This window comes from Shinella daejeonensis, from assembly GCF_024281235.1.
Lineage (GTDB): Bacteria > Pseudomonadota > Alphaproteobacteria > Rhizobiales > Rhizobiaceae > Shinella > Shinella daejeonensis.
The window spans coordinates 1-23344 of record NZ_JAHWXY010000019.1; the positions used below are offsets into that span (position 1 = coordinate 1).

Sequence of the window (23344 nt, forward strand, 5' to 3'; positions counted from 1 at the left end):
GTCGCACCGCGGCGCGCGGTGGAGCGCCCGCCGGTGCAGCAGCGGCGGGTCCTCCGGCGCGAGGCCCCGGCCCGCGTGCAACAGGCGGCGGTGACGCGCCCGGCCGATCCGGCCCGCACCCGTATCGATCCGATGTATCTGCCGCAGACCGTATCCTATGAGACGAAGCATCCGCCGGGAACCATCGTCATCGACACCAACAACCGCTTCCTCTATCTGGTCACGGAAAACGGCAAGGCGCGGCGCTACGGCGTCGGCGTCGGCAAGCCCGGCTTCGAATGGGCCGGCCGCCACAAGGTCACCCGCAAGGCGGAATGGCCGAGCTGGACGCCGCCGCAGGAGATGATCAAGCGCGAGGCGGCGAAGGGCCACTACCTGCCGGCACATATGAAGGGCGGCCCGGACAATCCGCTCGGCTCGCGCGCCATGTATCTCGGCTCCACCCTCTATCGCATCCACGGCACCAATGCGCCCTGGACCATCGGCTATGCCGTATCCTCCGGCTGCATCCGCATGCGCAACGAGGACGTCGTCGATCTCTACGAGCGCGTGAAGGTCGGAACGAACGTCATCGTCATCTAGAAAACACCGGCGAAAGCGGGCTCGTCCCGGCGGCGCGGACACTTCGCGCCGCCTTTTACCGTCCCGAAATTGCGGGCACGGGAGTTTGAAATCGTCAAAAAGTCGGATAGCTTCTCCACATCGAGACCTTCGAGGGGAACTATCCATGCGGAAATACGCACCATTCCTGCTGGCGGCGTCCGTCGCATTCGCGGTTTCGCTGCCGGCGACCGTGACCAACGCCTTTCCGGCGTCTCCGCAGCAGACGCCGGCGATCGCGGCGTCCGACATAACGCTCGTCGCCCAGCCCAAGCGGCAGGTGCCGACAAAATACAAGCGCACAAAGGTCCGCCTGGTGACGAACGAGAAGCCGGGAACGATCATCGTCGATACGCACAACAAGTTCCTCTATCACGTCGACGGCAAGAACCGGGCGACGCGCTACGGCATCGGGGTGGGACGCGACGGTTTCGGCTGGTCGGGCGTCGTGAACGTCGGCCGCAAGGCGGAATGGCCCGGCTGGACGCCGCCGGCCGAAATGCGCCGCCGCGAGGCGAAGAAGGGCCGCATCCTGCCCGCCTATCAGCCGGGCGGCGTCGACAATCCGCTCGGCGCCCGCGCGCTCTATCTCTACAAGGGCGGCCGCGACACAATCTTCCGCATCCATGGCACCAACCAGCCCTGGACGATCGGCCAGAACATGTCGTCCGGCTGCATCCGCATGATGAACAAGGACGTCGAGCATCTCTATGCCCGCGCGCCGGTCGGCACCCGGGTCGTCGTCGTCGGCCCCGGCGGCCGCGAGGGCGACGTCAGCTTCAACGATCGCGGGTTCGATTTCTTCGCCACGCTGTTCGGCGGCTGAGCGTAGCATTTGCGACAGGCCGTCCGGGTCAGGAAAGCCCGGCCGGCCTGTTTCCGCCATAGGCCCAGTCGAGCAGTTCGACCGTATGCAGGATCGGGATCGCCGTTCCGGTGGCGATCTGGGTGATGCAGCCGATATTGCCGGTGGCGACGACATCGGGCGTCGTCGCCTCGATGTTCTTCACCTTGCGCGTCTTGAGCTTTTCGGAAATCTCGGTCTGCATGATATTGTAGGTGCCTGCGGAGCCGCAGCACAGATGGCCTTCCGCCGGATCGCGCACCGCAAAGCCGGCAGCCTTCAGGAGCGTTTTCGGAACCGTCGTGATCCTCTGGCCGTGCTGCATGGAACAGGCGGAATGATAGGCGACGGTCATGCCGCGCGGTTCCTGCCGGGGCAGATCGAGGGTGGCCAGATACTCCGTCACATCCTTCGCCAGCGCCGAGACGCGGGCCGCCTTTTCCGCATAGGCCGGATCGAGGCGCAGCATGAAACCGTAGTCCTTGATCGTCGTGCCGCAGCCTGACGCCGTGACGATGATCGCATCGAGACCTTCCGTTTCCGCCTCGCGCAGCCAGACATCGACATTGCGGCGCGCCGCTTCCAGCGCCGCCTCCTCGCGGCCCATATGGTGAACCAGCGAGCCGCAGCAGACCTCTCCGCGCGGGGCCACCACCTCGACGCCGAAGCGGGTGAGCAGCCGGATCGTCGCTTCGTTGATTTCCGGCTTCAGCACCGGCTGGGCGCAGCCGGTGAGGATCGCTACCCGGCCGCGGCGCTTGCCTTCGGCCGGATGCGTTGCCGGCAGGGCATCCTTCGAGGGTGGCGGCAGGCGGCGCGGCGCAAGGTCCAGCATGGCGGCAAACGGCCTGAGCGACGCCGACTGGCGCAAGAGCCCCGCGAAGGGCCGCCCGAACGCCGCCAGCCGGAGCGCCAGCCGGAAGCGTTGCGGATAGGGCAGCACGGCCGCCAGCAGATTTCGGGTCAGGCGGTTCCAGAAAGGCCGGCGATAGGTCTTCTCGATATGGGCGCGGGCATGATCGACCAGATGCATGTAATCCACGCCGGAGGGACAGGTGGTCACGCAGGCAAGGCACGACAGGCAGCGATCGATATGGGTCGTCACCTCGACATCGGCCGGACGATCGTTTTCCAGCATGTCCTTGATGAGATAGATGCGGCCGCGCGGGCTGTCGAGTTCGTTGCCGAGCGTCACATAGGTCGGGCAGGTGGCGGTGCAGAAGCCGCAATGCACGCATTTGCGCAGGATCTGCTCCGAATTCGCCACTTGCGGATCGGCAAGCTGCTCGGGCGTGAAATTCGTCTGCATCAGCGGACGTCCTTTCCGTAAACGGCGGCGATAGCGGCCGACATTCCGCATTCAGGCAGTAAAGCCGGGCGGAAAACAGGCCGGTGGGCGGCCGTCCGTTTCATGCGCATATTCCTACTCCGCCACCATCCGCGACACGAAAACCCCCGAAGGGTCGAAGGCCGCCTTGACCCGGCCCTCCAGCGCCGCGAGCGCCTCGGGCTGCGGCTCGAAAACCGGCACGGCGCAAAGCACCTCCGGCCGGGCGCGCAGCAGCGTGGCATGACCGCCGCCGACGGCCCGGACGTAGCGGCGCAGAAGCTCCGCCTCGGCATCGGCTTCCATGCGCAGCCAGACGAGACCGCCCTGCCAGTCGTAGAAGGCATCGACGCCCGTCTCCAGCCGCAGCGCGGCGACAAGCTGATGGCCGGCGGTGGGGCCGACGGAGACGCGCCAGAGCGGCCGCGCCGTACCGTCGGCATAGGGCGCGGCGTCGCGGATCTCCCGCCAGAGCGTCAGCGTCGTCTCCGCGTCCGCCCGGTAGACCGCCCCGAAACGGGCAAGGGCGGCTTCCAGTTTTTCCGCCCGCGCCGTCACGGAGGCGGCAAGGCCCTCCAGCCGGAACACCGTTGCGGCTCCTTCCGGCAACACGCCGCCGGCGAAGCGGCCGCGCACGCTTTCCGGCAGATGCGCCGCGCCGGACACTTCCACCGACAGCGACACGGCGGTCGCCATGGCCGCGACGGCCAGCCCGTCGTCGAGGCCGGAAACGACCACCGTAAGAGCGGTCTCCGGCAGCGGCAGGACCCGGAAGGTCACCTCGGTGAGCAGCGCCAGCGAACCCTGGGAGCCGGTGAGCAGCTTCACGAGATCGAGCCCCGTGACGTTCTTCATCACGCGTCCGCCGGCCTTGACGATTTCTCCCCGGCCGTTGACGAAGCGGACACCGAGCAGGCTGTCGCGGGCCGCGCCCGCCACGAAACGGCGCGGGCCGGACGCATTGGTGGCGAAGACGCCGCCAATCGTCGGCGCGCCGGAGGTGCCGAGCGCGGCGCGCAGGTCGAGCGGCTCGAACGACAGCATCTGGCGGTTTTCGGCAAGCGTCTCGACGATCTCGGAAAGCGGCGTGCCGACGCGCACGGTCATGGTCATTTCCGCGGGCGTATAATCGACGATGCCGGCCAGACCGCGGGTCGACAGGATATCGGCCTCCTCTGGCGGCTGGACGAGACTTCGGGTGCCGCCGCCACGGATCGCAAGTCTTGCGCCGCCAAGCGAGGCGGCCTGGACGAGGCGGGCGGCGGCCGCCTCGGAAAGCGGTTCGTGACGCAGGCTCATGCGGCAGGCCGCCCTTCAAGCGGGAAGACCTTGGAGGGGTTCAAAAGCCATTGCGGATCGAAGGCGGCGCGCACCGCCATCTGCTGGGCCAGGTCCGCTTCGGAATACTGATGGCGCATCAGGTCCCTCTTTTCGATGCCGACGCCGTGCTCACCGGTCAGGCATCCGCCGACATCGACGCAGAGCTTCAGGATATCGTTGCCGGCTGCCTCGGCGCGCGCGGCATCCTCGGGGTCGTTGGCGTTGAAGAGGATGAGCGGATGCATGTTGCCATCCCCGGCATGAAAGACATTGGCGACGCGAAGCCCGTATTTGGCGACGATCTCCGCCGTGCCGCGCAGCACATGCGGCAACTGGCCGAGCGGCACCGTGCCGTCCATGCAAATATAGTCGGCGATACGGCCGGTCGCGCCGAAGGCCGATTTGCGACCCTTCCAGATCAGCGCGGCCTCCATCGCCGACTGGCTTTCCTTCACCACCTTGACGCCGTGGCGGCGCGCGATCTCGATGATCGCGGCGAGCATCGCATCCATCTCCGCCTCGGACCCCTCGACCTCGACGATCAGCAATGCCTCGACATCCATCGGATAGCCGGCCTTGGCAAACGCCTCGCAGATCTCGATGGCCGGCTTGTCCATATATTCGATGGCGACCGGAATGATGCCGGCGCCGATGACGTCGGCGACGCAGGCTCCCGCCTCCTCGGCGCTGTCGAAGCCGAAGAGCACCGGTCGCGCGCCTTCGGGCCTGGCGATCAGGCGCACCGTCGCCTCCGTGACGATACCGAGCTGGCCTTCGCCGCCGCAAACGACGCCGAGCAGGTCGAGGCCCGGGGCATCCAGCGCCTTGCCGCCCAGTTCGACGATCGTGCCGTCGACCAGCACGAGCTTGACGCCGAGCAGGTTGTTGGTGGTGACGCCGTATTTCAGGCAGTGCGCGCCGCCGGAATTCATGCCGATATTGCCGCCGATGGTGCAGGCGAGCTGGGAACTCGGGTCCGGCGCATAGAAATACCCGTCGGCCGACACCGCGTCGGAAATCGCAAGATTGGTGACGCCGGCCTCGACCGTGGCGGTGCGGCTGGCGAAATCCACCTCCAGGATGCGCGACATCTTGGAAAGGCCGAGCACCACCGCATCCTCCTGCGGGATCGCCCCGCCCGAAAGCGAGGTGCCCGCCCCGCGCGGCACGACGGGAATGCCGTAGCGATGACAGTATTTCAGCACGGCCGCCACCTGCTGGGTGGTCTCCGGCAGGGCCACGGCGAGCGGCAGGCGGCGATAGGAGACGAAGGCGTCGGTCTCGAAGGGCACGAGCCGGCGCGGCTCGTGGACGAGACAGCCTTCCGGCAGAAGATCGGCAAGATCGGCGACGATCTCCTCACGGCGGGCGAGCACGCCCGGCCGCGGCGCCAGAAAACCGATCTGCTGCATGATGCGTCTCCCGCCTGAGTGGTCTTTTTTCTTTACCACTTCCTCATCGATGAGGCAAATGATAAGCATCTTTTCCCTTCCGGCAACAATGGGCGCGATTTATGACCAATCTGGGCGATCTGGAAATCTTCTCCCGCGTTATCGCAACCGGCAGCATGTCGGCGGCGGGCCGCGCGCTCGGCCTGTCGCCGGCCGTCGTCTCCAAACGGGTGAAGCGGCTGGAGGAACGGCTCGGGACGCGGCTGTTCCAGCGCACCACCCGGCAGATTTCACTCACCGAGGCCGGACAGGGCTTTCACGAGCGCATCGTCGGCATTCTCGCCGGCATCGAGGAGGCGGAAGCCTTCGTGTCCGGTCGCTCCGGTGCGGCGCGCGGCGTGTTGCGGATTTCGGCGCCGACCTCCTTCGGCCGCCTGCACATCGCACCGCATCTCAAGGGCTTCATGGCCAGCCATCCGGAGCTGGTGGTCAATCTCGTGCTCACCGACGCCTTCTCCGATCTCGTGGCGGAGAGCTTCGATCTGGCGATCCGCATCGGCGAACTGTCGGATTCCTCCCTCGTCGCCCGCCGGCTCGCGCCGGTGCGCCGCCTGCTTTGCGCCGCGCCGTCCTATCTGGAAAAACACGGGCAGCCGCAAAGCATCGACGACCTTGCCCACCATATCTGCCTGCCGCAGCACATTCAGGACGTCTGGCGGCTCGAGGGGCCGGGCGGCACCGTCACCGTGCGGCCGCAGGGGCCGCTCATCACCAATTCCAGCGAGGTGGTGCGCGAAGCGGTGCTCACCGGCATGGGGATCGCGCTGCGCTCCACCTGGGATGTCGGGCCGGACCTCAGGAGCGGCGCGCTGCAGCAGATCCTGCCGGATCACGAGGGATCGCGCAATGTCGTGCTCTCCGCCGTCTATCCCAGCCGCCAGTTCCTTCCCGCCAAGGTCCGGCTGTTCATCGACTATCTCGCCGATCTCTACGGCCCCCTGCCCTATTGGGAGCTTTGAGCGGCCTCAATGCCCCTCCTCGCCGGTGTGACGCTTGCGGATGGCGCGCACGAGCAGCCACATGCCGAGGATCACGAAAGGCACCGCGATGCCGGTCAGCGTTTCCGGCTTGACCGGCAGGCCGAGGCCGTGGGCGGCCTTCGCCGCATAGCCGAACAGGCCGACGACGTAATAGGAGATCGCGGCCACCGACAGGCCCTCGACCGTCTGCTGGAGGCGCAGTTGCAGCCGCGCGCGCCGGTCCATGGAATCGAGCAGCGTGGCGTTGAGCTTCTCCAGTTCCACATCGATCCAGCTTCGAAGCAGCGCGGTGGCGCGGGCAAGCTTGCGCGACAGGTTGGCCTGCCGCTCCTCGACCGACTGGCAGGTGCGCATGGCCGGCGCCAGCCGGCGCTCCAGGAAGGAGCCGAGCGATTCATAGCCCGGTTCCGGCGTCTCGGCGAGCGTATGGATGCGCTCCTGCACGATGCCGTAATAGGCGCGGCTTGCGCCGAAGCGATAGAGACTGAGCGCGGCGTTCGCCTCCAGTTCGGCGGCCAGACGGGTGATTTCCGTCAGCAACGCATCGGCGCTGTCGCGGGCGCGCTGCTTCATGGCGTTGGTGATGCCGGTCAGCCCGTCCTCGATCCGGCGGATGTCCGGCGACAGCGACTGGGCGAGCGGCAGGCCCATCATGGCCAGCGTGCGATAGGTCTCGATATCGAGCAGCCGCTGGACCAGCGCGCCGCGCCCGGCCTCCGTCAGGCCCCGGTCAATGACCAGGATCCGGGTGAGGCCGTCGCCGTCCTGTCGGAAATCGGTGGCGATCGCCGCCTGTCCGCCCTTGACCTCGCTGTAACAGAGGCTCGTCGGGTCGAAGACCGACAGGGCGGCGCGGACGGACGGCGTTTCCGCGCGGATTTCCAGACGCACGCCGGAAATCAGCGTTCCGGGCGGCGAGAAACTGTCGCCGAAAGGATGGACCGGCACCGGATCGCCGAAGGACTCCGGTACGGGCGCATCCCAGAAATAGGTCGAGAATTCCGTATGCCGTTCCCAGCGCAGCGTGCCCTGCCCCCAGCTCAGCGCATGATGGCTGGCATCGCGGCCGGGCGGCGCAATGCCGCGCGAGCGCGAAAGCTCGGCCATGACCGCGTGGTCGACGGCCGAGCCGCCTTCCGTCAGGAAGGCAAGCTGGAAGATGACGCGCGGCGACGGCACCAGCGCGTAGGGCCTGGCGTGAATTTCGCCCAGCGCCTGCGCGCGTGCGGTTGCCTGCGGAAAGGCGAAACTGCCCTTGGTCATATGCGCATCGTCCCCCTGTGATGCGAAGGCATAATCCTGACAAACGCCAGCTTACGCAAGATGGGCGCATTGACGCAGGGTTTCCGGCGTGAAACGACTGGATAAGTTTATTGACCAGTTTCGCCGGTCCTTGCTAGTCTTTCCACGGGAGACCATCGTGACCGAGAGCGCCTTCGACCTTTTCGCCCGCATCAGCCACAGCCGGACCGCCGACGAAGTCGTCCGCCAGATCGAGCTTCTGCTGCTCGAGGGCGTATTGCGCGACGGCGACCGGCTGCCGGGCGAGCGCGAACTGTCGAAACGGCTCGACGTGTCGCGACCGATCCTGCGGGAAGCGTTGAAGGAACTGGAGAACCGCGGCCTGCTCGTCAGCCAGCACGGCGACGGCACCTATGTCGCCGACATCATCGGCCAGGTCTTCTCCCCGCCGGTGGTGGAACTCATCGCCCGCCACCAGCGGGCAACGGCCGATTACATCGAATACCGGCGCGAGCTGGAAGGCATCACCGCGGATCTCGCCGCACGGCGGGCGACCGAATACGACCGGCAGATGCTGACCCGCGTGATGCAGTCGATGCGCGAGGCGCACGAAAGCGGCTCCTTCGACGCCGAACTCGACGCCGACCTCGAATTGCACAACGCCATCGGCGAGGCGGCGCACAATGTGGTGCTGCTGCACACGCTGCGCGCCTGCTACCGGCTGCTGGCGCAGGGCATCTTCTTCCACCGCCATCTCGTCTTCTCCTCGCAGGCGGCGCGCGAGCACCTGCTGGCGCAACACGAGGCGATCCATGCCGCCATCCTGGCCGGCGATCCGGACGCCGCCAGGGCGGCCGCACAGGCGCATATGGACTATATCGCCGCATCGATCCGCGACGCCGAGCGCAGCGGCGAATGGCAGCGCATCGCCCAGCTGCGCATGCAGCAGAGAGGCCTTCTGGACGACGCCTGACGAAAGCCGCAAACCTCCGCTAGAATGACGGCTGTCGGGTCGCTCCCGATTCGCCCTTGCCATTCCACCCTGAAAACGGGCCATCCTGAAAAGCCGGAAAGAAAGACCATCGTGAACCTGATCCGCCGCATCGCCGGCGACGTACATCTGATGTTTCGCCGCCCGGCTCGCATCCAGTATGCCGCGCTCTGCTATCGTGTGCGCAAGAAGCGGGGAACGCTCGAAGTGCTGCTGATCACCAGCCGCGACACCGGCCGCTGGGTCATTCCCAAGGGATGGCCGATGACCGGCCGCCGGCCCTATGAGGTCGCCGTGCGCGAAGCCTTCGAGGAGGCCGGCGTCAAGGGCAGGGTCAACAAGACATCGATCGGTCACTACATGTACCGCAAGGGTATGGCCGGCGGATTGAAGACGGAATGCAAGGTCCGGGTCTACGCGCTGGAAGTGGCGTCGCTCGCCACGAATTTCCCCGAAAAGGGTCAGCGCCGCCTGGAATGGGTGAGCTGCGAGGAAGCCGCCGGCCGCGTGCATGAGCCGGGCCTGAAAGAGCTCTTTCTGTCCTTCGAGGCGACATTTGTGCCGGCAAAAGCCTGAATAAGCCTGAAAAGGCCCCGTTTGACTTTGCCGTCATATTGCCCTTGCCGCTGTCTGGCGATAGTGCCAAGCCGACAAGCGGAGCGCAATCGATGGCAAATTCACAGGCACGACTGGGCAAGCCCACCCTCGACAAGGACCTCGACAAGCTGACACGCGTCGAGGAGGCCGCCCATTTCGTCTCGAAGGGCCTCGTCGCGCCCGGCATCGGCCTGATCTTCCTGGTACTGGTCACGCTGTTCGCCGGCGTTTACGTGATCGATCGCCCCGGCGCGGTCATCGTCATCGCGGCGACCGCCATCGGCGCCTATATGGCGATGAACATCGGCGCCAACGACGTCACCAACAACATCAGCCCGGCGGTGGGCTCGCGTGCGCTCACCATGACCGGCGCGCTGATCATCGCCGCGATCTTCGAGACGCTCGGCGCGATCATCGCCGGCGGCGACGTGGTGGACACGATCTCCAAGGGCATCATCGCGCCCGACGCGGTGCCCTCGCCGACCATCTTCATCTGGGTGATGATGGGCGCGCTGCTTTCCTCCGCGCTGTGGGTCAATCTCGCCACCTGGCTCGGCGCGCCCGTCTCGACCACGCACGCCATCGTCGGCGGCGTGATCGGGGCCGGCATCGCCGCATCCGGCACCGCCTCCGTCGACTGGACGGCCATCACGGCGATCGCCGCAAGCTGGGTGATCTCGCCGCTGCTCGGCGGCATCGTCGCCGCCGCCTTCCTCGCCTTCATCAAGGAATTCATCATCTATCGCGACGACAAGATCGTCGCCGCCCGGACCTGGGTGCCGGTGCTGATCGCGGTCATGACCGGCAGTTTCCTCGCCTATCTGGTTCTCAAGGGGCTGGGCAATCTCATCTCCATCGGCATGCCGCTGACCTTCGCCATCGGCATCGTCGCCAGCGGCATCGCCTATGCGGTCGCCGTGCCGCTGGTGCGGCGGCAGTCGGAGGGACTGGAGAACCGCAACCAGTCGCTGCGGAAGCTTTTCCGCATCCCGCTGATCTTCTCGGCCGCCCTCCTCTCCTTCGCCCATGGCGCCAATGACGTGGCCAACGCCATCGGTCCGCTCGCCGCCATCGTCCATGCCGCGCAGGAAGCCGACATATCGGCGCAGGTCGACGTTCCGTTCTGGGTGATGCTGATCGGCGGTCTCGGCATCTCGGTCGGCCTCTTGCTGTTCGGGCCGCGTCTGGTGGCGCTCGTCGGCGAACAGATCACCAAGCTCAACCCGATGCGCGCCTTCTGCGTCGCCCTGTCGGCGGGGCTGACCGTCATCGTCGCCTCGGCGTTCGGCCTGCCGGTCTCCTCCACCCATATCGCCGTCGGCGCGGTGTTCGGCGTCGGCTTCTTCCGCGAATGGTACACCCGCAAGTCCAAACGCCGTCAGGACTATATCCGCCGGCGCAACGGCAAGGTCGATCCCGAAGAGGTGGAGGAACGCAATCCGGACGAAATGCGCCGCCGCTATCTCGTGCGCCGCTCGCATTTCATGACCATCGTCGCAGCCTGGATCATCACCGTTCCGGCGGCGGCGGGATTGTCGGCGGCGCTCTTCCTGCTGCTGAACGGCCTGTTCGGCTGAGGCGGCCATGCGCGCGAACTACCGGATGCAGCGGCTTTTCGTGACGGACACGCTTTCGGCGGGGGCAGCGCTCGAAGCCTCGCGCGACCATTTTCATTATCTGACGAACGTGCTGCGGATGGGCGACGGCGATGCGGTGCTGCTCTTCAACGGCCGCGACGGCGAATGGCGCGCGGAACTTTCCTTTCCCACCCGCAAGCGCCTGCTGCTGACGCCGGACGAACAGATCCGGCCGCAGCCGCAGCCGGGCGATCTCCACTATCTCTTCGCGCCGCTGAAGACCGGGCGGCTCGACTATATGGTGCAGAAGGCCGTGGAAATGGGCGCAGGCCGGCTGCAACCGGTCATGACCCGGCATGTACAGGGCAAGATCGCCAGTCTCGACCGCCTGCGGGCAAACGCCATCGAGGCGGCCGAACAATGCGGCATCCTTTCGGTTCCCGACGTCGCGCCGCCGCGCCGGCTGGAGGACCTTCTCGCCGACTGGCCGCAGGAACGCCGCATCCTGTTTTGCGACGAGGATCACCAAAGCCAGAACCCGCTGCCGGCGCTTTCGGCCATCACCGAGCGCCGGCTGGCGCTGCTGGTCGGCCCGGAGGGCGGCTTTTCCGAAGCCGAGCGCACGCTGCTGCGCAGCCTTGATTTCGTGACCCCCATCCCCCTCGGTCCACGCATCCTTCGCGCCGACACCGCCGCCGTCGCGGCGCTGGCGGTGATCCAGGCGACGATCGGCGACTGGCGCTAGATTCCAGGCGCTTTACGACAGATACTTATTTGGAAGCGGCATGCCGGCATAGCGCTGAAGAGGATCGATTTTTTTGAACCCATCTTGAAAGGAATTCGCTTGCACCGCATCTAAATCCGGTCCAAGCACCCCTCCAAAAGCCCGCGGTCCCGCCGGGCGCCACCCGTTCGGAAGAAGACGCCCATGGCCCGTGACACCACCGACCAGACGCCGGTCCGCTCGATTGCAGACATGACCGACTATCTCGCCGCCGGCTGCAAGCCGAAAGAAGCATTCCGCATCGGGACCGAACACGAGAAATTCGTCTTCTTTACGGCTGACAACAGCCCGGTGCCCTATTCCGGCGAGGCCAGCATTTCCGCCCTGCTCCACGGCATGCAGGAAAAGACCGGCTGGGAGCCGATCATGGATGCCGGCAACATCATCGGGCTGGCCGAACCCTCGGGCATGGGCGCGATCTCGCTGGAGCCGGGCGGGCAGTTCGAGCTTTCCGGCGCGCCGCTCGAAAACCTGCACGAGACCTGCCGCGAGTCCAACCATCATCTCGCCACGCTGCGCGAGATCGCCGAGCCGCTCGGCATCCGCTTCCTCGGCATGGGCGGCAGCCCCAAATGGAGCTTCGACGAGACGCCGCGCATGCCGAAATCGCGCTACGAGATCATGACCCGCTACATGCCGAAGGTCGGCACCAGGGGGCTGGACATGATGTATCGCACCTGCACGATCCAGGTGAATCTCGACTTTTCCTCCGAGACCGACATGCGGCGCAAGATGCAGGTCTCGCTGAAACTCCAGCCGCTCGCCACCGCACTTTTCGCCAGTTCCCCCTTCACCGAGGGCAAGCCGAACGGCCTGCTTTCCTGGCGCGGCGACATCTGGCGCGACACCGACAACAATCGCGCCGGCCTCATTCCCTTCGCCTTCGCGCCCGATTTCGGCTTTGCCGACTATGTCGAATGGGCGCTGGACGTGCCGATGTATTTCGTCGTGCGCGACAATCGCTACCACGACTGCACCCATATCACCTTCCGCCAGTTCATGGCGGGTGCGCTGAAGGGGGAGATTGCCGACTGGGAACCGAATTTCGGCGACTGGACGAACCATCTTTCGACGCTCTTTCCCGACGTCCGGCTGAAGCGCTTCCTCGAAATGCGCGGCGCCGACGGCGGACCCTGGCGGCGCATCTGTGCCTTGCCGGCCTTCTGGGTCGGCCTGCTTTACGACGATGCGGCGCTCGACGCCGCCGAAGCGTTCACCCGCGACTGGACCGTCGCGGAGGTATCCGCGTTGCGCGACGCCGTTCCGACCCGGGCGCTTGCCGCCGAATTCCGGGGCAGGCCGCTGTTCGACCTCGCCCGCGAGGTTCTCGCCATCTCGCGCATGGGGCTCGCCGGACGCGCCCGCATGAGCAGCGAGGATTTCGACGAGACGGTGTTCCTCGCGCCGCTGGAGGAAACGCTCGCCAAGAAGGCGACGCTCGCCGAGGAAATGCTGGCGCTTTATCACGGCCGCTGGGGCGGCTCGATCGAGCCGGTCTTCACCGAATACCAGTATTGACCCCATTCAAGAAAGCGGTTTGCCGCTTTCGTTTTGCCGTTATAGTGCAGGCATGGATCCGCGATCCCCGCGGGTTCACGCCCGACGACGGAAGGGGTCAGGATGCTTTCGCTCCACGACATGATGATGCAGGCGCAGAACGGCAAGGCCATGGAGGTCATGGCGCGGCAGTTCGGTCTTGCGCAGGAGCAGGCCGCGCAGGCGATGGCCGCGCTGATGCCGGCCTTTTCCGAAGGCTTCCGGCGCAACGCCGCCAACCCCTACGATTTCACCGCTTTCCTGCGGGCGCTCACGACGGGCGACCACGCCAAATATTTCGAGGATATCGGCAAGGCCTTCACGCCGCAGGGGATCGCCGACGGGAACGGCATCCTCGGCCATATCTTCGGCAACAAGGACGTATCGAGGGCCGTCGCCGCGCAGGCGGCGCAGATGACCGGCATCGGCCAGGAGATCTACCGGCAGATGCTGCCCGTTCTGGCGGGCACGCTGATGGGCGGCCTGTTCAAGCAATCCTTCGCCCCCTTCTTTCCCGGCGCCCAGACCGACAGGGCGGCGGCCAACCCATTCGCCGACGCAATGCGGCAATGGGCGGAAGCCAGCGGCTTCGCCAGCAAGCCGGAGCCGGCAAATCCCTTCGACAACCCCTTCATGCAGGCGGCGCGGGACGTCTTCGCCGCCGCCCCAAAAGCGGACGCGGCGGCAAATCCCTTCGCCGGGGTCTTCCGGGACATGATGGCGGGCATGACCGGGCAGCCGGCGGCGCAGGACAAGCGGGACGAAGGGGCGGGCGCGGCCGCGGGGTCGCTGAAGACCCTCGTCGACGCGATGTTCGATACCGGGCTCGACATGCAGAAGGACTATCAGCGCAATATCGAGGCGATTTTCGAAACGATGCGCAACGGCCCGGCCACCGGGCCGGACGATGACAGGCCGGCCTGACGCCAGCCGCCAGGCCCGGAAATGAAAAGGCCCGACGTGGACGGTTTCGTCGCACGTCGGGCAAGCGGCAGGGTTCTTGGCTCTCACCCTGCGGGGAAGAAATTCGGGGTCGGCGGCAGGGCCGCCGCCGTCAATCCGGATAGCCCTGTCGCAGATGACGGCGCGCTCTCTCGCGCGCGGCAAGCGTCAGGTGCAGGCCTGCATCCGAAAAGAAGGAGGCCGCAGCTTCCGCAACATCGCCGCGGCGCAGCCCGAGGTCAAGCAGTTCCCGATCGGTAAGCTCGTTCAACCGCCGGATCGCGCGACGATTCGACCATGCGCGGGTCAATCTGGCTATTCCATGACGGGCGCGGGCGGCAAGACCCGGCAACGGACGTTGCGTTGCGAGACGGTCAAGGGCTGGGGTACGGTCGATCATGCGCATGGCGTTTCTCCTTTCCGGGCAGCGCGCAACGTCGACCGGCGACGGGTTCACGCGGAGCCGCGATATGGCTTTGTCGGCTTGAAGACGAAAGGGCGGGTCTGTCTCCCGACACCTGACCAAGGCAATCTCACAGAAAACCATTGATCAGTCCAACGAATGTTTCTAATGGTATCAATCAAACACGCTTATGGGTGATCCCATGTCCGCCCCGCTCGATATCGACCAGCTCCAGACTTTCGTCGCCATCGCCGATACCGGCAGCTTCACGCGGGCGGCAGAACGGGTGTTCAAGACCCAGTCGGCCGTCTCGATGCAGATGCGCCGCCTCGAGGAGCGCATCGGCAAACGGCTTTTCGTCAAGGACGGGCGGGGCAACCGGCTGACGACCGAGGGCGAACGGCTGCTGAACTATGCCCGCCGCATGATCCGTCTCAACAACGAGGCCATCGCCGCCTTCGACGACAATCGCCTCGAAGGCACGCTGCGCATCGGCACGCCCGACGATTACGCCGACCGCTACATGCCGGAAATCATCATGCGTTTCGCCAAGACGCATCCGAACGTCGAACTGTTCATCGTCTGCGAACCTTCGGTGGATCTTGCCGAGAAGATGAACAAGGGCGAACTCGACATCGCGCTGGTAACGCACAATCCACGCCAGCGGCATTCGGACGTGGTGCGGACCGAGCCCCTGTGCTGGGTGATGTCGGCCAACCATCCGCTGCCGGAAAACGCCCCCGTGCCGCTTGCCGTCGGGCGGCGGGACTGCCTGTGGCGGCAGGTCGCCTGCGGCGCGCTGGATTCACTCGGACGCGAATATCAGGTTCTGTTCACCAGCTGGTCGTCGACCGTCGTCGCGGCGGCCGTCATGGCCGGAATGGCTGTCTCCGTGCTGCCGGAATCGGCACTTCGGCCCGGCATGAAGGTTCTCACGCAGGCCGACGGCTTCCCGCCGCTGGCGCCGGTGCAGATCGGCATCATGCGGCGGCCCGGATTGTCCCAGTCCCTTTCCAACGCGATCGCCAGCCATATCACGGCCTGCCTCGACAATATCACGCCGCTGGCGAGCGAGGACCTGCCGGAATCCGAACTCAAGGTCTTTCCACGCCTGTCGCGGCTGCGCCCCGGCAGCGTGCTGCCCGGCTGGTAAGGCTACGGCCACGCGCCGGGCGCCTCCCCTCCCCGAGAGCGAAGATGCCAGAGCGGTTTCGGGTCTCACACCGTCGGCAGAACCGCTCCATCTCGTTGTTTGAGCCGCATTTCCGGACGGAAAACCGTTTCATACTTTTGCTGGAAATACTCGAAAAGGCCGCCGCGGAAAATCCGCGACGGCCCGGTGTCATCGTCCTTGCGGCTGTTTACTCGGCCGCGGTGCTGATCGCGGAGGCCTCGTAGCCGTGGGCCGCCTTCAGCGCGGCGCGCACGCCATTGCCGTAATCGGGGTGCACCCGGTCGAAATGCCCGAGCTGGCGCTCGACGATAAAGCCCGGAACGCCGCCCATCGCCGCAGCGATATTGGAGAAGAGGCGCGCCTTCTGGCCGTCGTCGAACAGGTTGAACAGCGCGCGGACCTGGACGTAATCGTCATTGCCCTCGCGATGATCGAAGCGCGACATGTCGCCGTCGATCTTCAGCGGCGGCTCGGCGGCGGACTTGTCCTCGAACGGCCCGCTGAAGGAATTGGGCTCGTAATAGGCGTCCGGATTGCCGGTCTTGAGGCCGCCATAGGTATTCATCTGGCCATCGCGGTGATAGTGGTGCACCGGGCATTTCGGCTGGTTGACCAGAATATTCTCGTAATGGGTGCCGAGCCGGTAGCGATGGGCGTCCGCATAGGAGAAGATGCGCGCCTGCAACATCTTGTCCGGCGAATAGGAGATGCCGGGAACGATGTTCGACGGCGAGAAGGCGGCCTGTTCGATCTCGGCGAAATAGTTGTCCGGGTTGCGGTTCAGTTCCATGACGCCGACGTCGATCGGCGGGAATTCCGCATGCGGCCAGACCTTGGTGATGTCGAACGGATTATAGGCGGTCTTTTCGGCCTCTTCTTCCGTCATGATCTGCACCTGCATCTTCCAGCGCGGATATTCACCCTTCTCGATCTTGCCGAAAAGCGCTTCCTGATAGCCCTCGCGGGTCTGGCCGATGAGCTGCCCGGCTTCCGCGTTGGTATAATGCCTGTGGCCCTGCTCGGTCTTGAAATGGAACTTCACCCAGAAGCGCTCGCCGGCCTCGTTGATCAGCGAATAGGTGTGCGATCCGTAGCCGTTCATGAAGGTCGGGTCGACGGGCAGGCCGCGATCCGACATCAGGATCGTCACCTGATGCAGGCTTTCCGGCGACAGCGACCAGAAGTCCCACATGGCCGTCGCCGAGCGCAGGTTGGTCCTCGGATGGCGCTTCTGCGTGTGAATGAAATCGGGGAACTTATAGGCGTCGCGGACGAAGAACACCGGCGTATTGTTGCCGACGAGATCCCAGTTGCCTTCGGGAGAATAGAACTTCAGCGCAAAACCGCGCACGTCGCGTTCGTGATCGGCCGCGCCCAGTTCACCGGCAACGGTGGAAAAACGCGCGAGCATCGGCGTCACCGCGCCCGGTTGCAGACATTTCGCCCTGGTGTATTTCGAGATGTCGCCGGTGATCGTCAGGGTTCCATGCGCGCCCCAGCCCTTGGCGTGGACGGCGCGCTCGGGGATGCGCTCACGGTTCTGATGCGCCAGTTTCTCGATGAGCTGATAGTCCTGGAGCATGACGCCGCCGCGCGGGCCGGCCGTCATCGAATTCTGGTTGTCCGGAACGGGCGCGCCGGCAGTGGTGGTCAGGATGGGGCGATCAGACATGGGTCCTCCTGTATCGATCATTGTCGTGTTGACGGCACCGGAACGGGAAATCCGCACCGGCGGCGAAGGCGAGGAACATCGTCCCGTCACGGCGGCATCGGCCGGCGGGTTTCGCTGTTCCCTGGAGCATTTCCGAGCGCAAAACCGCTGTGTGCTTTTGCCGGAATTACTCTAGAATGTTTCTAACAAAGGATTTGTCGCATGCGGACACGATAATTTCCAATTGTATTTCTGATTACTCATGATAAGATTTTCCTATCATGCTGACGCTTCGCCAGATGCGCTATTTCGATGCGCTCGCCACCGACCGCCATTTCCGCCGCGCCGCAAGCCGCGTCCATGTCAGCCAGCCGGCGCTTTCCACCCAGATCATCGAGATGGAGGCCTATCTTGGCGTGAAGCTCGTCGAGCGCAATCGCGGCAACGTGCTGCTCACGCGCAAGGGCGAGGAAGTGCTTGCCCATGTGCGGGCGGTGCTGGCGGAGGTCGACCGGCTGGAACAGACGGCGCGCCGCGGCAACGGCGTGCTGGAAGGATTGATGCGCATCGGCATCATCCCGACCGTCGCGCCCTATCTCGTGCCGCAATTCGTGCCGCATCTGCGGCAGGCCTATCCGGCGCTGGAGATCGAACTGAAGGAAACGGTGACCGCCGGGCTGATCGCCGATCTTGCCGAGGGCCGGCTCGACGTGGTGATCGCCGCGCTGCCGATCGACGACGAGACCATCGCCACGCGGCCGCTCTTCCGCGACCGTTTCTTCATGGCGATGGCCGAAAACGACAGCCGCGTCCTGATGTCGCCGCTGACCGAATCGGACGTCGACCTGGAGCGCCTGCTGCTGCTAGAGGAAGGCCATTGCCTGCGCGAGCAGGCGCTGGCGGTCTGCGGCGTGGCGGGCAGGCGCAGCCTCGTCAACTTCGGCGCAACCTCGATGGCAACGCTGCTGCAAATGGTTTCCCACGACATGGGCATGACGCTCATCCCGGAGATCGCCATTGCCACCGAGACGGCCCGCAACACCATCCGCATCGTTCCCTTCACGGAGCCGCAGCCCTCACGGGTGATCGGCCTCGCCTGGCGCAAGAGCCTGCCGCGCCCCGCCGACATGGAGGCGCTGGCGCAGGCTATCACCGCCTGCGTCCAGCTTCCCGCGCCATGAGGAAACGGCCGGCGAACCGTCTCAGGCGAGATGTTTCTTCAGGAACTCCACCGTCCGTCCCCAGGCAAGATCGGCGGCCGCCTTGTCGTAGCGCGCAGCGGACGTGTCGTTGTTGAAAGCGTGGTTCACACCCTCGTAGATGTGGATCTCGACACTCTTGCCGTTGGCCTCCAGCGCCTCGCGATAGGCGTCGATGCCGGCGTTGATACGGTCGTCGAGCCCGGCATAATGCAGCATCAGCGCCGCCTCGATGGCCGGCACATCCTCCGCCGGAGCCTGCGCGCCGTAATAGGCGACGCCCGCCTTCAGATCGGGCGCCCGGGTGGCGAGGCGGTTCACGAGGCCGCCGCCCCAGCAGAAGCCGATCGCGCCCACCTTGCCGTTCGTCCCTTCCAGATCGGCAAGGAATTTCAGGCTGGCCTGCGCATCGGCCGCCGTCGCAGCGGCGTCGAGCTTGCCGATCATCTCGCGCGCCTGATCCTCATCCGCAGGCGTGCCGCCGGCCGGCGACAGGAAGTCCGGCGCAAGCGCGACGAAACCCTCCAGCGCCATGCGCCGCGCCACGTCGCGGATATGGGCGTTGAGACCGCGGTTCTCGTGGATGACGATCACGCCGCCAAGCGGACCGGCGGCATCCTTCGGACGAACGAGATAGCCCTTCATTTCGCCGGAGCCGCCGCCATAGACGACATCCCGCCCCTCCAGCCGGTCGTCGTCGGCGGCAATCACTTCCGCGCTTGCCGCATTGGCCGCAAGAAGCGGCGCGATGGCCGCCGCGGCCGCTCCCGAGCCCGCCAGCGCGGTCAGCCGCTCCATGAAACGGCGGCGGTCGAGTGTCAGATGGGTATATTCATCATAGGCGTCTATCATCGCCTGGGTGATCTGCGGCTTGTCCATGACGGATCCTCCGTTTGCCTGACCGCAAACAGGATAGGGCGCAGCCCGGCGTGCGGAAAACACAAGTGCGTTACCGCTTTTGCAGAAGCGGTTTCAGGTAAAGGCGAGCCAGACCCCCAGCCAGACCCACAGCAGCCCCAGCACGATGAACCCGGCCAGGAACAACGGCTGGCGAAGGCGAAGGCGGTTATCGGTGACATGCACATAGGCATGGGCGCAGCGCGACAGCACGAAAAGCCACTGGCCCGCCACGGTGACCGGATTGTCGGCATCGACGAGATAGAGAAGGATGCTGACGGCGTAGAACAGCACCGGCAGTTCGAACTGGTTGGCGAGACTGTTGCGCACCCAGAGGCTTTCGGCCGGCTCGTCGCGATTGTCGCGAAACTGTCCGGGCACGGCACGGCCCGCCCGCACCGCCGCCGCCCGGCGCAGCGCCAGCAGGGCGTAGAGACAAAAGATCAGCGCGACATGCGCGATCATCGGCCAGATCGTGGCTTCCGTGGGAGACATGACCGGGATCCTCCAGCTTCAGGTGAGCCGATCCATAGACCGATTCCGGACAGGATGCGCGGACTTTCGTATCCGCCGCGGAAACGAGAATGCCCGGCGGAACCGGGCATTTCCAGGTGAAGGGTTTCGGCCGCCTCAGGCGACGCCCGGATAGTTCGGGCTTTCACGGGTGATCGTCACATTGTGGGCGTGGCTTTCGCGCAGGCCCGCGCCGGAGATGCGCACGAAGGTCGCCCGCTGCTGGAACTCCTTGATGTCGCGGCCGCCGACATAGCCCATCGAAGCCTTGAGCCCGCCGGCAAGCTGATGCAGGACGCCGGAGACCGGCCCCTTGTAGGGTACCTGCCCCTCGATGCCTTCCGGCACCAGCTTCAGCGTGTCGCGCACTTCCGCCTGGAAGTAGCGGTCTGCCGAGCCGCGCGCCATGGCGCCGACGGAACCCATGCCGCGATAGGCCTTGAAGGAGCGGCCCTGATAGAGGAAGACCTCGCCGGGGGTCTCGTCCGTGCCGGCGAGAAGCGATCCCACCATGACCGCCGAAGCACCGGCGGCGATCGCCTTGGCGAGATCGCCGGAAAATTTGATGCCCCCGTCGGCAATGACCGGAATATCGGCCTTTTCCGCGGCGCTGACCGCTCCCATGACGGCGGCCAGTTGCGGCACGCCGACGCCCGCCACGATCCGGGTCGTGCAGATCGAACCGGGGCCGATGCCGACCTTGACGGCATCGGCACCGGCATCGATCAACGCCTGCGTGCCTCCGGCGGTCGCGACATTGCCCGCCATGACGCGCACGCTGCTGGAAATTTTCTTGACGCGGGTGACGGCATCGAGAACCGCCTGCGAATGGCCATGCGCCGTATCGATCACCAGAAGGTCGACGCCGACGTCGATCAGCCGCTCAGCCCGCTCGAAACCGTCTGCGCCGACCGAGATGGCGGCAGCGGCCCGCAGCCGGCCCTGCGCATCCTTCGAAGCGTTGGGGTTGAGCTGCGACTTCTCCATATCCTTGACCGTGATGAGGCCGACGCAACGGCCGTCGCCATCGACAACCAGCAGCTTTTCGATGCGATGGCGGTGCAGCAGGCGCTTGGCCTCCTGCTGGTCGACATTCTCCTTCACCGTGACGAGATTCTCCCGCGTCATCAGTTCATAGATTTTCTGGGCGGGATCGGAGGCGAAGCGCACGTCACGGTTGGTCAGGATTCCGACCAGGCGACCGGCCTTGCTGGCGCCGCCGTTCTCGACCACCGGAATGCCGGAGATACCATGCGCCTTCATCAGCGCCAGCGCCTCGGCGAGCGTCGCATCGGGGCCGATCGTCACCGGGTTGATGACCATGCCGCTTTCGAATTTCTTGACCTGCCGGACCTCCTCGGCCTGTTCGACCGGCGTCAGGTTCCGGTGAATGACGCCGAGCCCGCCGGCCTGCGCCATGGCGATGGCGAGACGGCTTTCCGTCACCGTATCCATCGCGGAGGAGAGAATGGGCAGGTTCAGCTCGAAATCCGGCGCGATGCGCGTTGCGATATTCGTCTGGCCGGGCATGACCTCGGAATGACCGGGTTGCAGGAGGACGTCGTCGAAGGTGAGAGCTTCGAGTCCGGTTGCCGTTTCGATGATGCGCGCCATGGGCCAAGTTCCTTCAGTGTAAAAACAGGCTGGCCAAGGAGGAACACGGGAGTATGTCCGCCTCGGTCGCTTGCAAGAAATTCTTGGAAGTTGGCGAGGGCAGGTAACACGTTCATGACGGAATGGAAATAGAAAATACCGCCAATCCCCTTCCCGCCGCACTTGCGATCGGCCCCGGACGGTCAATTCGCCATGCCAGACGGCATGCGGTTTGACAGAAGACGACGACAGGCGCAGAAAGCGTCGGCTTGTTGATCACTCGCTTTCACGGTTGCCGATGGCGCGTATCGTCCCCCTCATCCTTGCCGTCGCGCTCTTCATGGAGCAGATGGATTCGACCGTGATCGCCACGTCGCTGCCGGCCATCGCCGCCGATCTCGGCGTCGGGCCGATCACGCTCAAGCTGGCGCTGATGTCCTATATGATCGCGCTCGCCACCTTCATCCCGCTGAGCGGCTGGATGGCCGACCGGTTCGGCGCAAAGCGGGTGTTCCGGCTGGCGATCCTCGTCTTCATCGCCGGGTCCCTCTTGTGCGCGGCGTCGGAAAGCCTCGTCGCCTTCGTCGTCTCGCGCTTCTTCCAGGGCATGGGAGGGGCGATGATGACCCCGGTCGCCCGGCTGGTGCTGGTGCGCAGCACGGCGCGCAGCGATCTCGTCTCGGCCATGGCGCTGCTCACCATACCGGCGCTCGTCGGGCCGCTCGCCGGCCCGCCGCTCGGCGGCTTCATCACGACCTATTTCTCGTGGCACTGGATCTTCCTGATCAATGTGCCGGTGGGGCTTGCGGGCTATATCCTTTCCGGCGTCTACCTGCCGGATCTCAGCGCCGACCGGCCGCCGCCATTCGACCGGACAGGCTTCGTGCTCAGCGCCGTCGCCGCCTCGGGCACGATGTTCGGGCTCTCGGTGATGAGCCTGCCCGCCCTGCCGCCCTGGATAGGCTTCATGACGACGGTGGCGGGCGTCGGCTGCGGCCTCCTCTATATCCGCCATGCGGGCCGTCATCCGGCCCCCCTGCTCGATCTTGCGATCTTCCGCGACAGCGCCTTCCGCACGGCCGCCATCGGCGGCACGCTCTTTCGCATTTCCGTCGGCGCGGTGCCCTTCCTGATGCCGCTGATGCTTCAGGTGGGTTTCGGTCTCTCGCCGTTCCAGTCCGGTCTCGTGACCTTCACCGGCGCGATCGGGGCGATCATCACGAAATTCGTCGCCAGGCGCGTCCTGGTTCTTGCCGGCTTCCGCACCACCCTGCTCGTCGCCTGCCTCAGCGGCGCCGCCCTGACCTTCGTCAACGGCCTCTTCACGCCGGCGACCCCCTTCGCCTTGATGGCCACAGTGCTTCTGATCGCGGGCTTCGCACGCTCCTTCTTCTTCACCAGCGTGAATGCGCTCTCGTTTGCCGATATCCCCGACCGGGACGCCAGCAAGGCGACCTCCATGAGCGCCGTTCTGCAACAGATCAGCCTCGCGCTCGGCGTCGCGATCGCCGGCTCCATCCTGGAAATCGAAACGACGCTGACCGGCTCGCCGCTGGAGCTTTCCGACTTCCAGATCGCCTTCATGATCATCGCCGCCCTGACGCTCACCGCCGTCGTCCCCTTCCTCGCCATGGACAGGAACACGGGCGCGGCCGTATCCGGCCACCGGATGAGGACGGCGGACAGCAAGACGCCGGGTGAATGAAGCCGGCCGGCGCCGCGA

At 65.6% G+C, this 23344-nt stretch carries 21 protein-coding genes; 13 read left to right on the top strand and 8 right to left on the bottom strand.

Annotated elements, in window-relative coordinates:
• On the top strand, positions 1–582 hold a 582-nt coding region (locus KYK29_RS21760), incomplete at its 5' end, for a L,D-transpeptidase (RefSeq protein ID WP_254692981.1).
• Positions 583–727: 145 nt separating this feature from the next.
• Positions 728–1426 (top strand): L,D-transpeptidase, encoded by a 699-nt coding sequence (locus KYK29_RS21765; protein WP_254692982.1) that lies wholly within the window; start codon positions 728–730, stop codon positions 1424–1426.
• Positions 1427–1454: 28 nt separating this feature from the next.
• On the opposite strand, the gene glcF is transcribed toward KYK29_RS21765, so the two are convergent.
• The 3 genes from glcF to KYK29_RS21780 all read right to left on the bottom strand — a co-directional run bounded on the left by glcF (position 1455) and on the right by KYK29_RS21780 (position 5503).
• Complete coding sequence (gene glcF / locus KYK29_RS21770; RefSeq protein WP_254692983.1) at positions 1455–2753, bottom strand: glycolate oxidase subunit GlcF; 1299 nt, start codon at positions 2751–2753, stop codon at positions 1455–1457.
• Positions 2754–2867: 114 nt separating this feature from the next.
• The gene (locus KYK29_RS21775; RefSeq protein ID WP_254692984.1) at positions 2868–4070 is read right to left on the bottom strand and encodes an FAD-binding protein; all 1203 of its coding nucleotides are present in this window, start codon (positions 4068–4070) and stop codon (positions 2868–2870) included.
• On the bottom strand, positions 4067–5503 hold the full coding sequence (locus KYK29_RS21780; protein ID WP_302795668.1) for an FAD-linked oxidase C-terminal domain-containing protein: 1437 nt from the start codon (positions 5501–5503) through the stop codon (positions 4067–4069). Before KYK29_RS21780 ends, KYK29_RS21775 begins: the two co-directional genes overlap by 4 nt.
• Positions 5504–5604: 101 nt before the next feature.
• Here KYK29_RS21780 and KYK29_RS21785 point away from each other — a divergent pair, with 101 nt between their 5' ends.
• The gene (locus KYK29_RS21785) at positions 5605–6501 is read left to right on the top strand and encodes a LysR family transcriptional regulator (RefSeq protein ID WP_254692985.1); all 897 of its coding nucleotides are present in this window, start codon (positions 5605–5607) and stop codon (positions 6499–6501) included.
• A gap of 6 nt (positions 6502–6507) precedes the next feature.
• On the opposite strand, the gene KYK29_RS21790 is transcribed toward KYK29_RS21785, so the two are convergent.
• Positions 6508–7785 carry a DUF3422 family protein gene (locus tag KYK29_RS21790; RefSeq protein ID WP_254692986.1) on the bottom strand — a complete coding sequence of 426 codons (1278 nt, stop codon included), beginning with the start codon at positions 7783–7785 and terminating at the stop codon, positions 6508–6510.
• Positions 7786–7942: 157 nt separating this feature from the next.
• On the opposite strand from KYK29_RS21790, the gene KYK29_RS21795 reads away from it, so the two are divergent.
• From KYK29_RS21795 to KYK29_RS21830, 8 genes are all read left to right on the top strand, one after another.
• Positions 7943–8737 (top strand): FadR/GntR family transcriptional regulator, encoded by a 795-nt coding sequence (locus tag KYK29_RS21795; protein WP_254692987.1) that lies wholly within the window; start codon positions 7943–7945, stop codon positions 8735–8737.
• 111 nt (positions 8738–8848) lie between these two features.
• Positions 8849–9331: an NUDIX hydrolase gene (locus KYK29_RS21800; RefSeq protein ID WP_254692988.1), complete on the top strand. Its 483-nt coding sequence runs from the start codon at positions 8849–8851 to the stop codon at positions 9329–9331.
• A gap of 92 nt (positions 9332–9423) precedes the next feature.
• Positions 9424–10929 (top strand): inorganic phosphate transporter, encoded by a 1506-nt coding sequence (locus KYK29_RS21805; protein WP_254692989.1) that lies wholly within the window; start codon positions 9424–9426, stop codon positions 10927–10929.
• Between the two features lie 7 nt (positions 10930–10936).
• Positions 10937–11674, top strand: coding sequence for a 16S rRNA (uracil(1498)-N(3))-methyltransferase (locus KYK29_RS21810; RefSeq protein ID WP_254692990.1), 738 nt, complete (start codon positions 10937–10939; stop codon positions 11672–11674).
• Between the two features lie 183 nt (positions 11675–11857).
• Complete coding sequence (locus KYK29_RS21815; RefSeq protein WP_254692991.1) at positions 11858–13231, top strand: glutamate--cysteine ligase; 1374 nt, start codon at positions 11858–11860, stop codon at positions 13229–13231.
• A gap of 102 nt (positions 13232–13333) precedes the next feature.
• The gene (locus KYK29_RS21820) at positions 13334–14173 is read left to right on the top strand and encodes a DUF937 domain-containing protein (protein WP_254692992.1); all 840 of its coding nucleotides are present in this window, start codon (positions 13334–13336) and stop codon (positions 14171–14173) included.
• Positions 14174–14249: 76 nt separating this feature from the next.
• Positions 14250–14741, top strand: coding sequence for a hypothetical protein (locus KYK29_RS22650; RefSeq protein WP_254692993.1), 492 nt, complete (start codon positions 14250–14252; stop codon positions 14739–14741).
• A 55-nt stretch (positions 14742–14796) separates the two neighbouring features.
• On the top strand, positions 14797–15747 hold the full coding sequence (locus KYK29_RS21830; RefSeq protein ID WP_254692994.1) for a LysR substrate-binding domain-containing protein: 951 nt from the start codon (positions 14797–14799) through the stop codon (positions 15745–15747).
• A 208-nt stretch (positions 15748–15955) separates the two neighbouring features.
• On the opposite strand, the gene katA is transcribed toward KYK29_RS21830, so the two are convergent.
• The gene (katA, locus tag KYK29_RS21835; RefSeq protein WP_254692995.1) at positions 15956–17440 is read right to left on the bottom strand and encodes a catalase KatA; all 1485 of its coding nucleotides are present in this window, start codon (positions 17438–17440) and stop codon (positions 15956–15958) included.
• A 260-nt stretch (positions 17441–17700) separates the two neighbouring features.
• On the opposite strand from katA, the gene KYK29_RS21840 reads away from it, so the two are divergent.
• On the top strand, positions 17701–18600 hold the full coding sequence (locus KYK29_RS21840; RefSeq protein WP_254692996.1) for a hydrogen peroxide-inducible genes activator: 900 nt from the start codon (positions 17701–17703) through the stop codon (positions 18598–18600).
• A 21-nt stretch (positions 18601–18621) separates the two neighbouring features.
• Here the strand turns inward: KYK29_RS21840 and KYK29_RS21845 are convergent, their stop codons facing one another.
• From KYK29_RS21845 to guaB, 3 genes are all read right to left on the bottom strand, one after another.
• On the bottom strand, positions 18622–19497 hold the full coding sequence (locus tag KYK29_RS21845) for a dienelactone hydrolase family protein (RefSeq protein WP_254692997.1): 876 nt from the start codon (positions 19495–19497) through the stop codon (positions 18622–18624).
• Positions 19498–19590: 93 nt separating this feature from the next.
• Entirely contained in the window at positions 19591–20010 is a 420-nt protein-coding gene (locus KYK29_RS21850) for an MAPEG family protein (protein ID WP_254692998.1), read from the bottom strand.
• 135 nt (positions 20011–20145) lie between these two features.
• Positions 20146–21642, bottom strand: a complete 1497-nt coding sequence (gene guaB / locus KYK29_RS21855; protein WP_254692999.1) for an IMP dehydrogenase — start codon at positions 21640–21642, stop codon at positions 20146–20148.
• Between the two features lie 277 nt (positions 21643–21919).
• Between guaB and KYK29_RS21860 the strand changes: the two genes are divergently transcribed.
• Positions 21920–23326 carry a DHA2 family efflux MFS transporter permease subunit gene (locus KYK29_RS21860; RefSeq protein WP_254693000.1) on the top strand — a complete coding sequence of 469 codons (1407 nt, stop codon included), beginning with the start codon at positions 21920–21922 and terminating at the stop codon, positions 23324–23326.
• Positions 23327–23344: the final 18 nt, after the last annotated feature.

Coding starts and splice junctions, on each gene's coding strand:
- KYK29_RS21790 (WP_254692986.1), bottom strand. CDS start 7,785: ATGACCAAGGGCAGTTTCGCCTTTCCGCAGGCAACCGCACGCGCGCAG.
- guaB (WP_254692999.1), bottom strand. CDS start 21,642: ATGGCGCGCATCATCGAAACGGCAACCGGACTCGAAGCTCTCACCTTC.
- glcF (WP_254692983.1), bottom strand. CDS start 2,753: ATGCAGACGAATTTCACGCCCGAGCAGCTTGCCGATCCGCAAGTGGCG.
- KYK29_RS21805 (WP_254692989.1), top strand. CDS start 9,424: ATGGCAAATTCACAGGCACGACTGGGCAAGCCCACCCTCGACAAGGAC.
- KYK29_RS21850 (WP_254692998.1), bottom strand. CDS start 20,010: ATGTCTCCCACGGAAGCCACGATCTGGCCGATGATCGCGCATGTCGCG.
- KYK29_RS21860 (WP_254693000.1), top strand. CDS start 21,920: ATGGCGCGTATCGTCCCCCTCATCCTTGCCGTCGCGCTCTTCATGGAG.
- KYK29_RS21815 (WP_254692991.1), top strand. CDS start 11,858: ATGGCCCGTGACACCACCGACCAGACGCCGGTCCGCTCGATTGCAGAC.
- KYK29_RS21830 (WP_254692994.1), top strand. CDS start 14,797: ATGTCCGCCCCGCTCGATATCGACCAGCTCCAGACTTTCGTCGCCATC.
- KYK29_RS21845 (WP_254692997.1), bottom strand. CDS start 19,497: ATGGACAAGCCGCAGATCACCCAGGCGATGATAGACGCCTATGATGAA.
- KYK29_RS21765 (WP_254692982.1), top strand. CDS start 728: ATGCGGAAATACGCACCATTCCTGCTGGCGGCGTCCGTCGCATTCGCG.
- KYK29_RS21775 (WP_254692984.1), bottom strand. CDS start 4,070: ATGAGCCTGCGTCACGAACCGCTTTCCGAGGCGGCCGCCGCCCGCCTC.
- KYK29_RS21780 (WP_302795668.1), bottom strand. CDS start 5,503: ATGCAGCAGATCGGTTTTCTGGCGCCGCGGCCGGGCGTGCTCGCCCGC.
- katA (WP_254692995.1), bottom strand. CDS start 17,440: ATGTCTGATCGCCCCATCCTGACCACCACTGCCGGCGCGCCCGTTCCG.
- KYK29_RS21785 (WP_254692985.1), top strand. CDS start 5,605: ATGACCAATCTGGGCGATCTGGAAATCTTCTCCCGCGTTATCGCAACC.
- KYK29_RS21840 (WP_254692996.1), top strand. CDS start 17,701: ATGCTGACGCTTCGCCAGATGCGCTATTTCGATGCGCTCGCCACCGAC.
- KYK29_RS21820 (WP_254692992.1), top strand. CDS start 13,334: ATGCTTTCGCTCCACGACATGATGATGCAGGCGCAGAACGGCAAGGCC.
- KYK29_RS21810 (WP_254692990.1), top strand. CDS start 10,937: ATGCGCGCGAACTACCGGATGCAGCGGCTTTTCGTGACGGACACGCTT.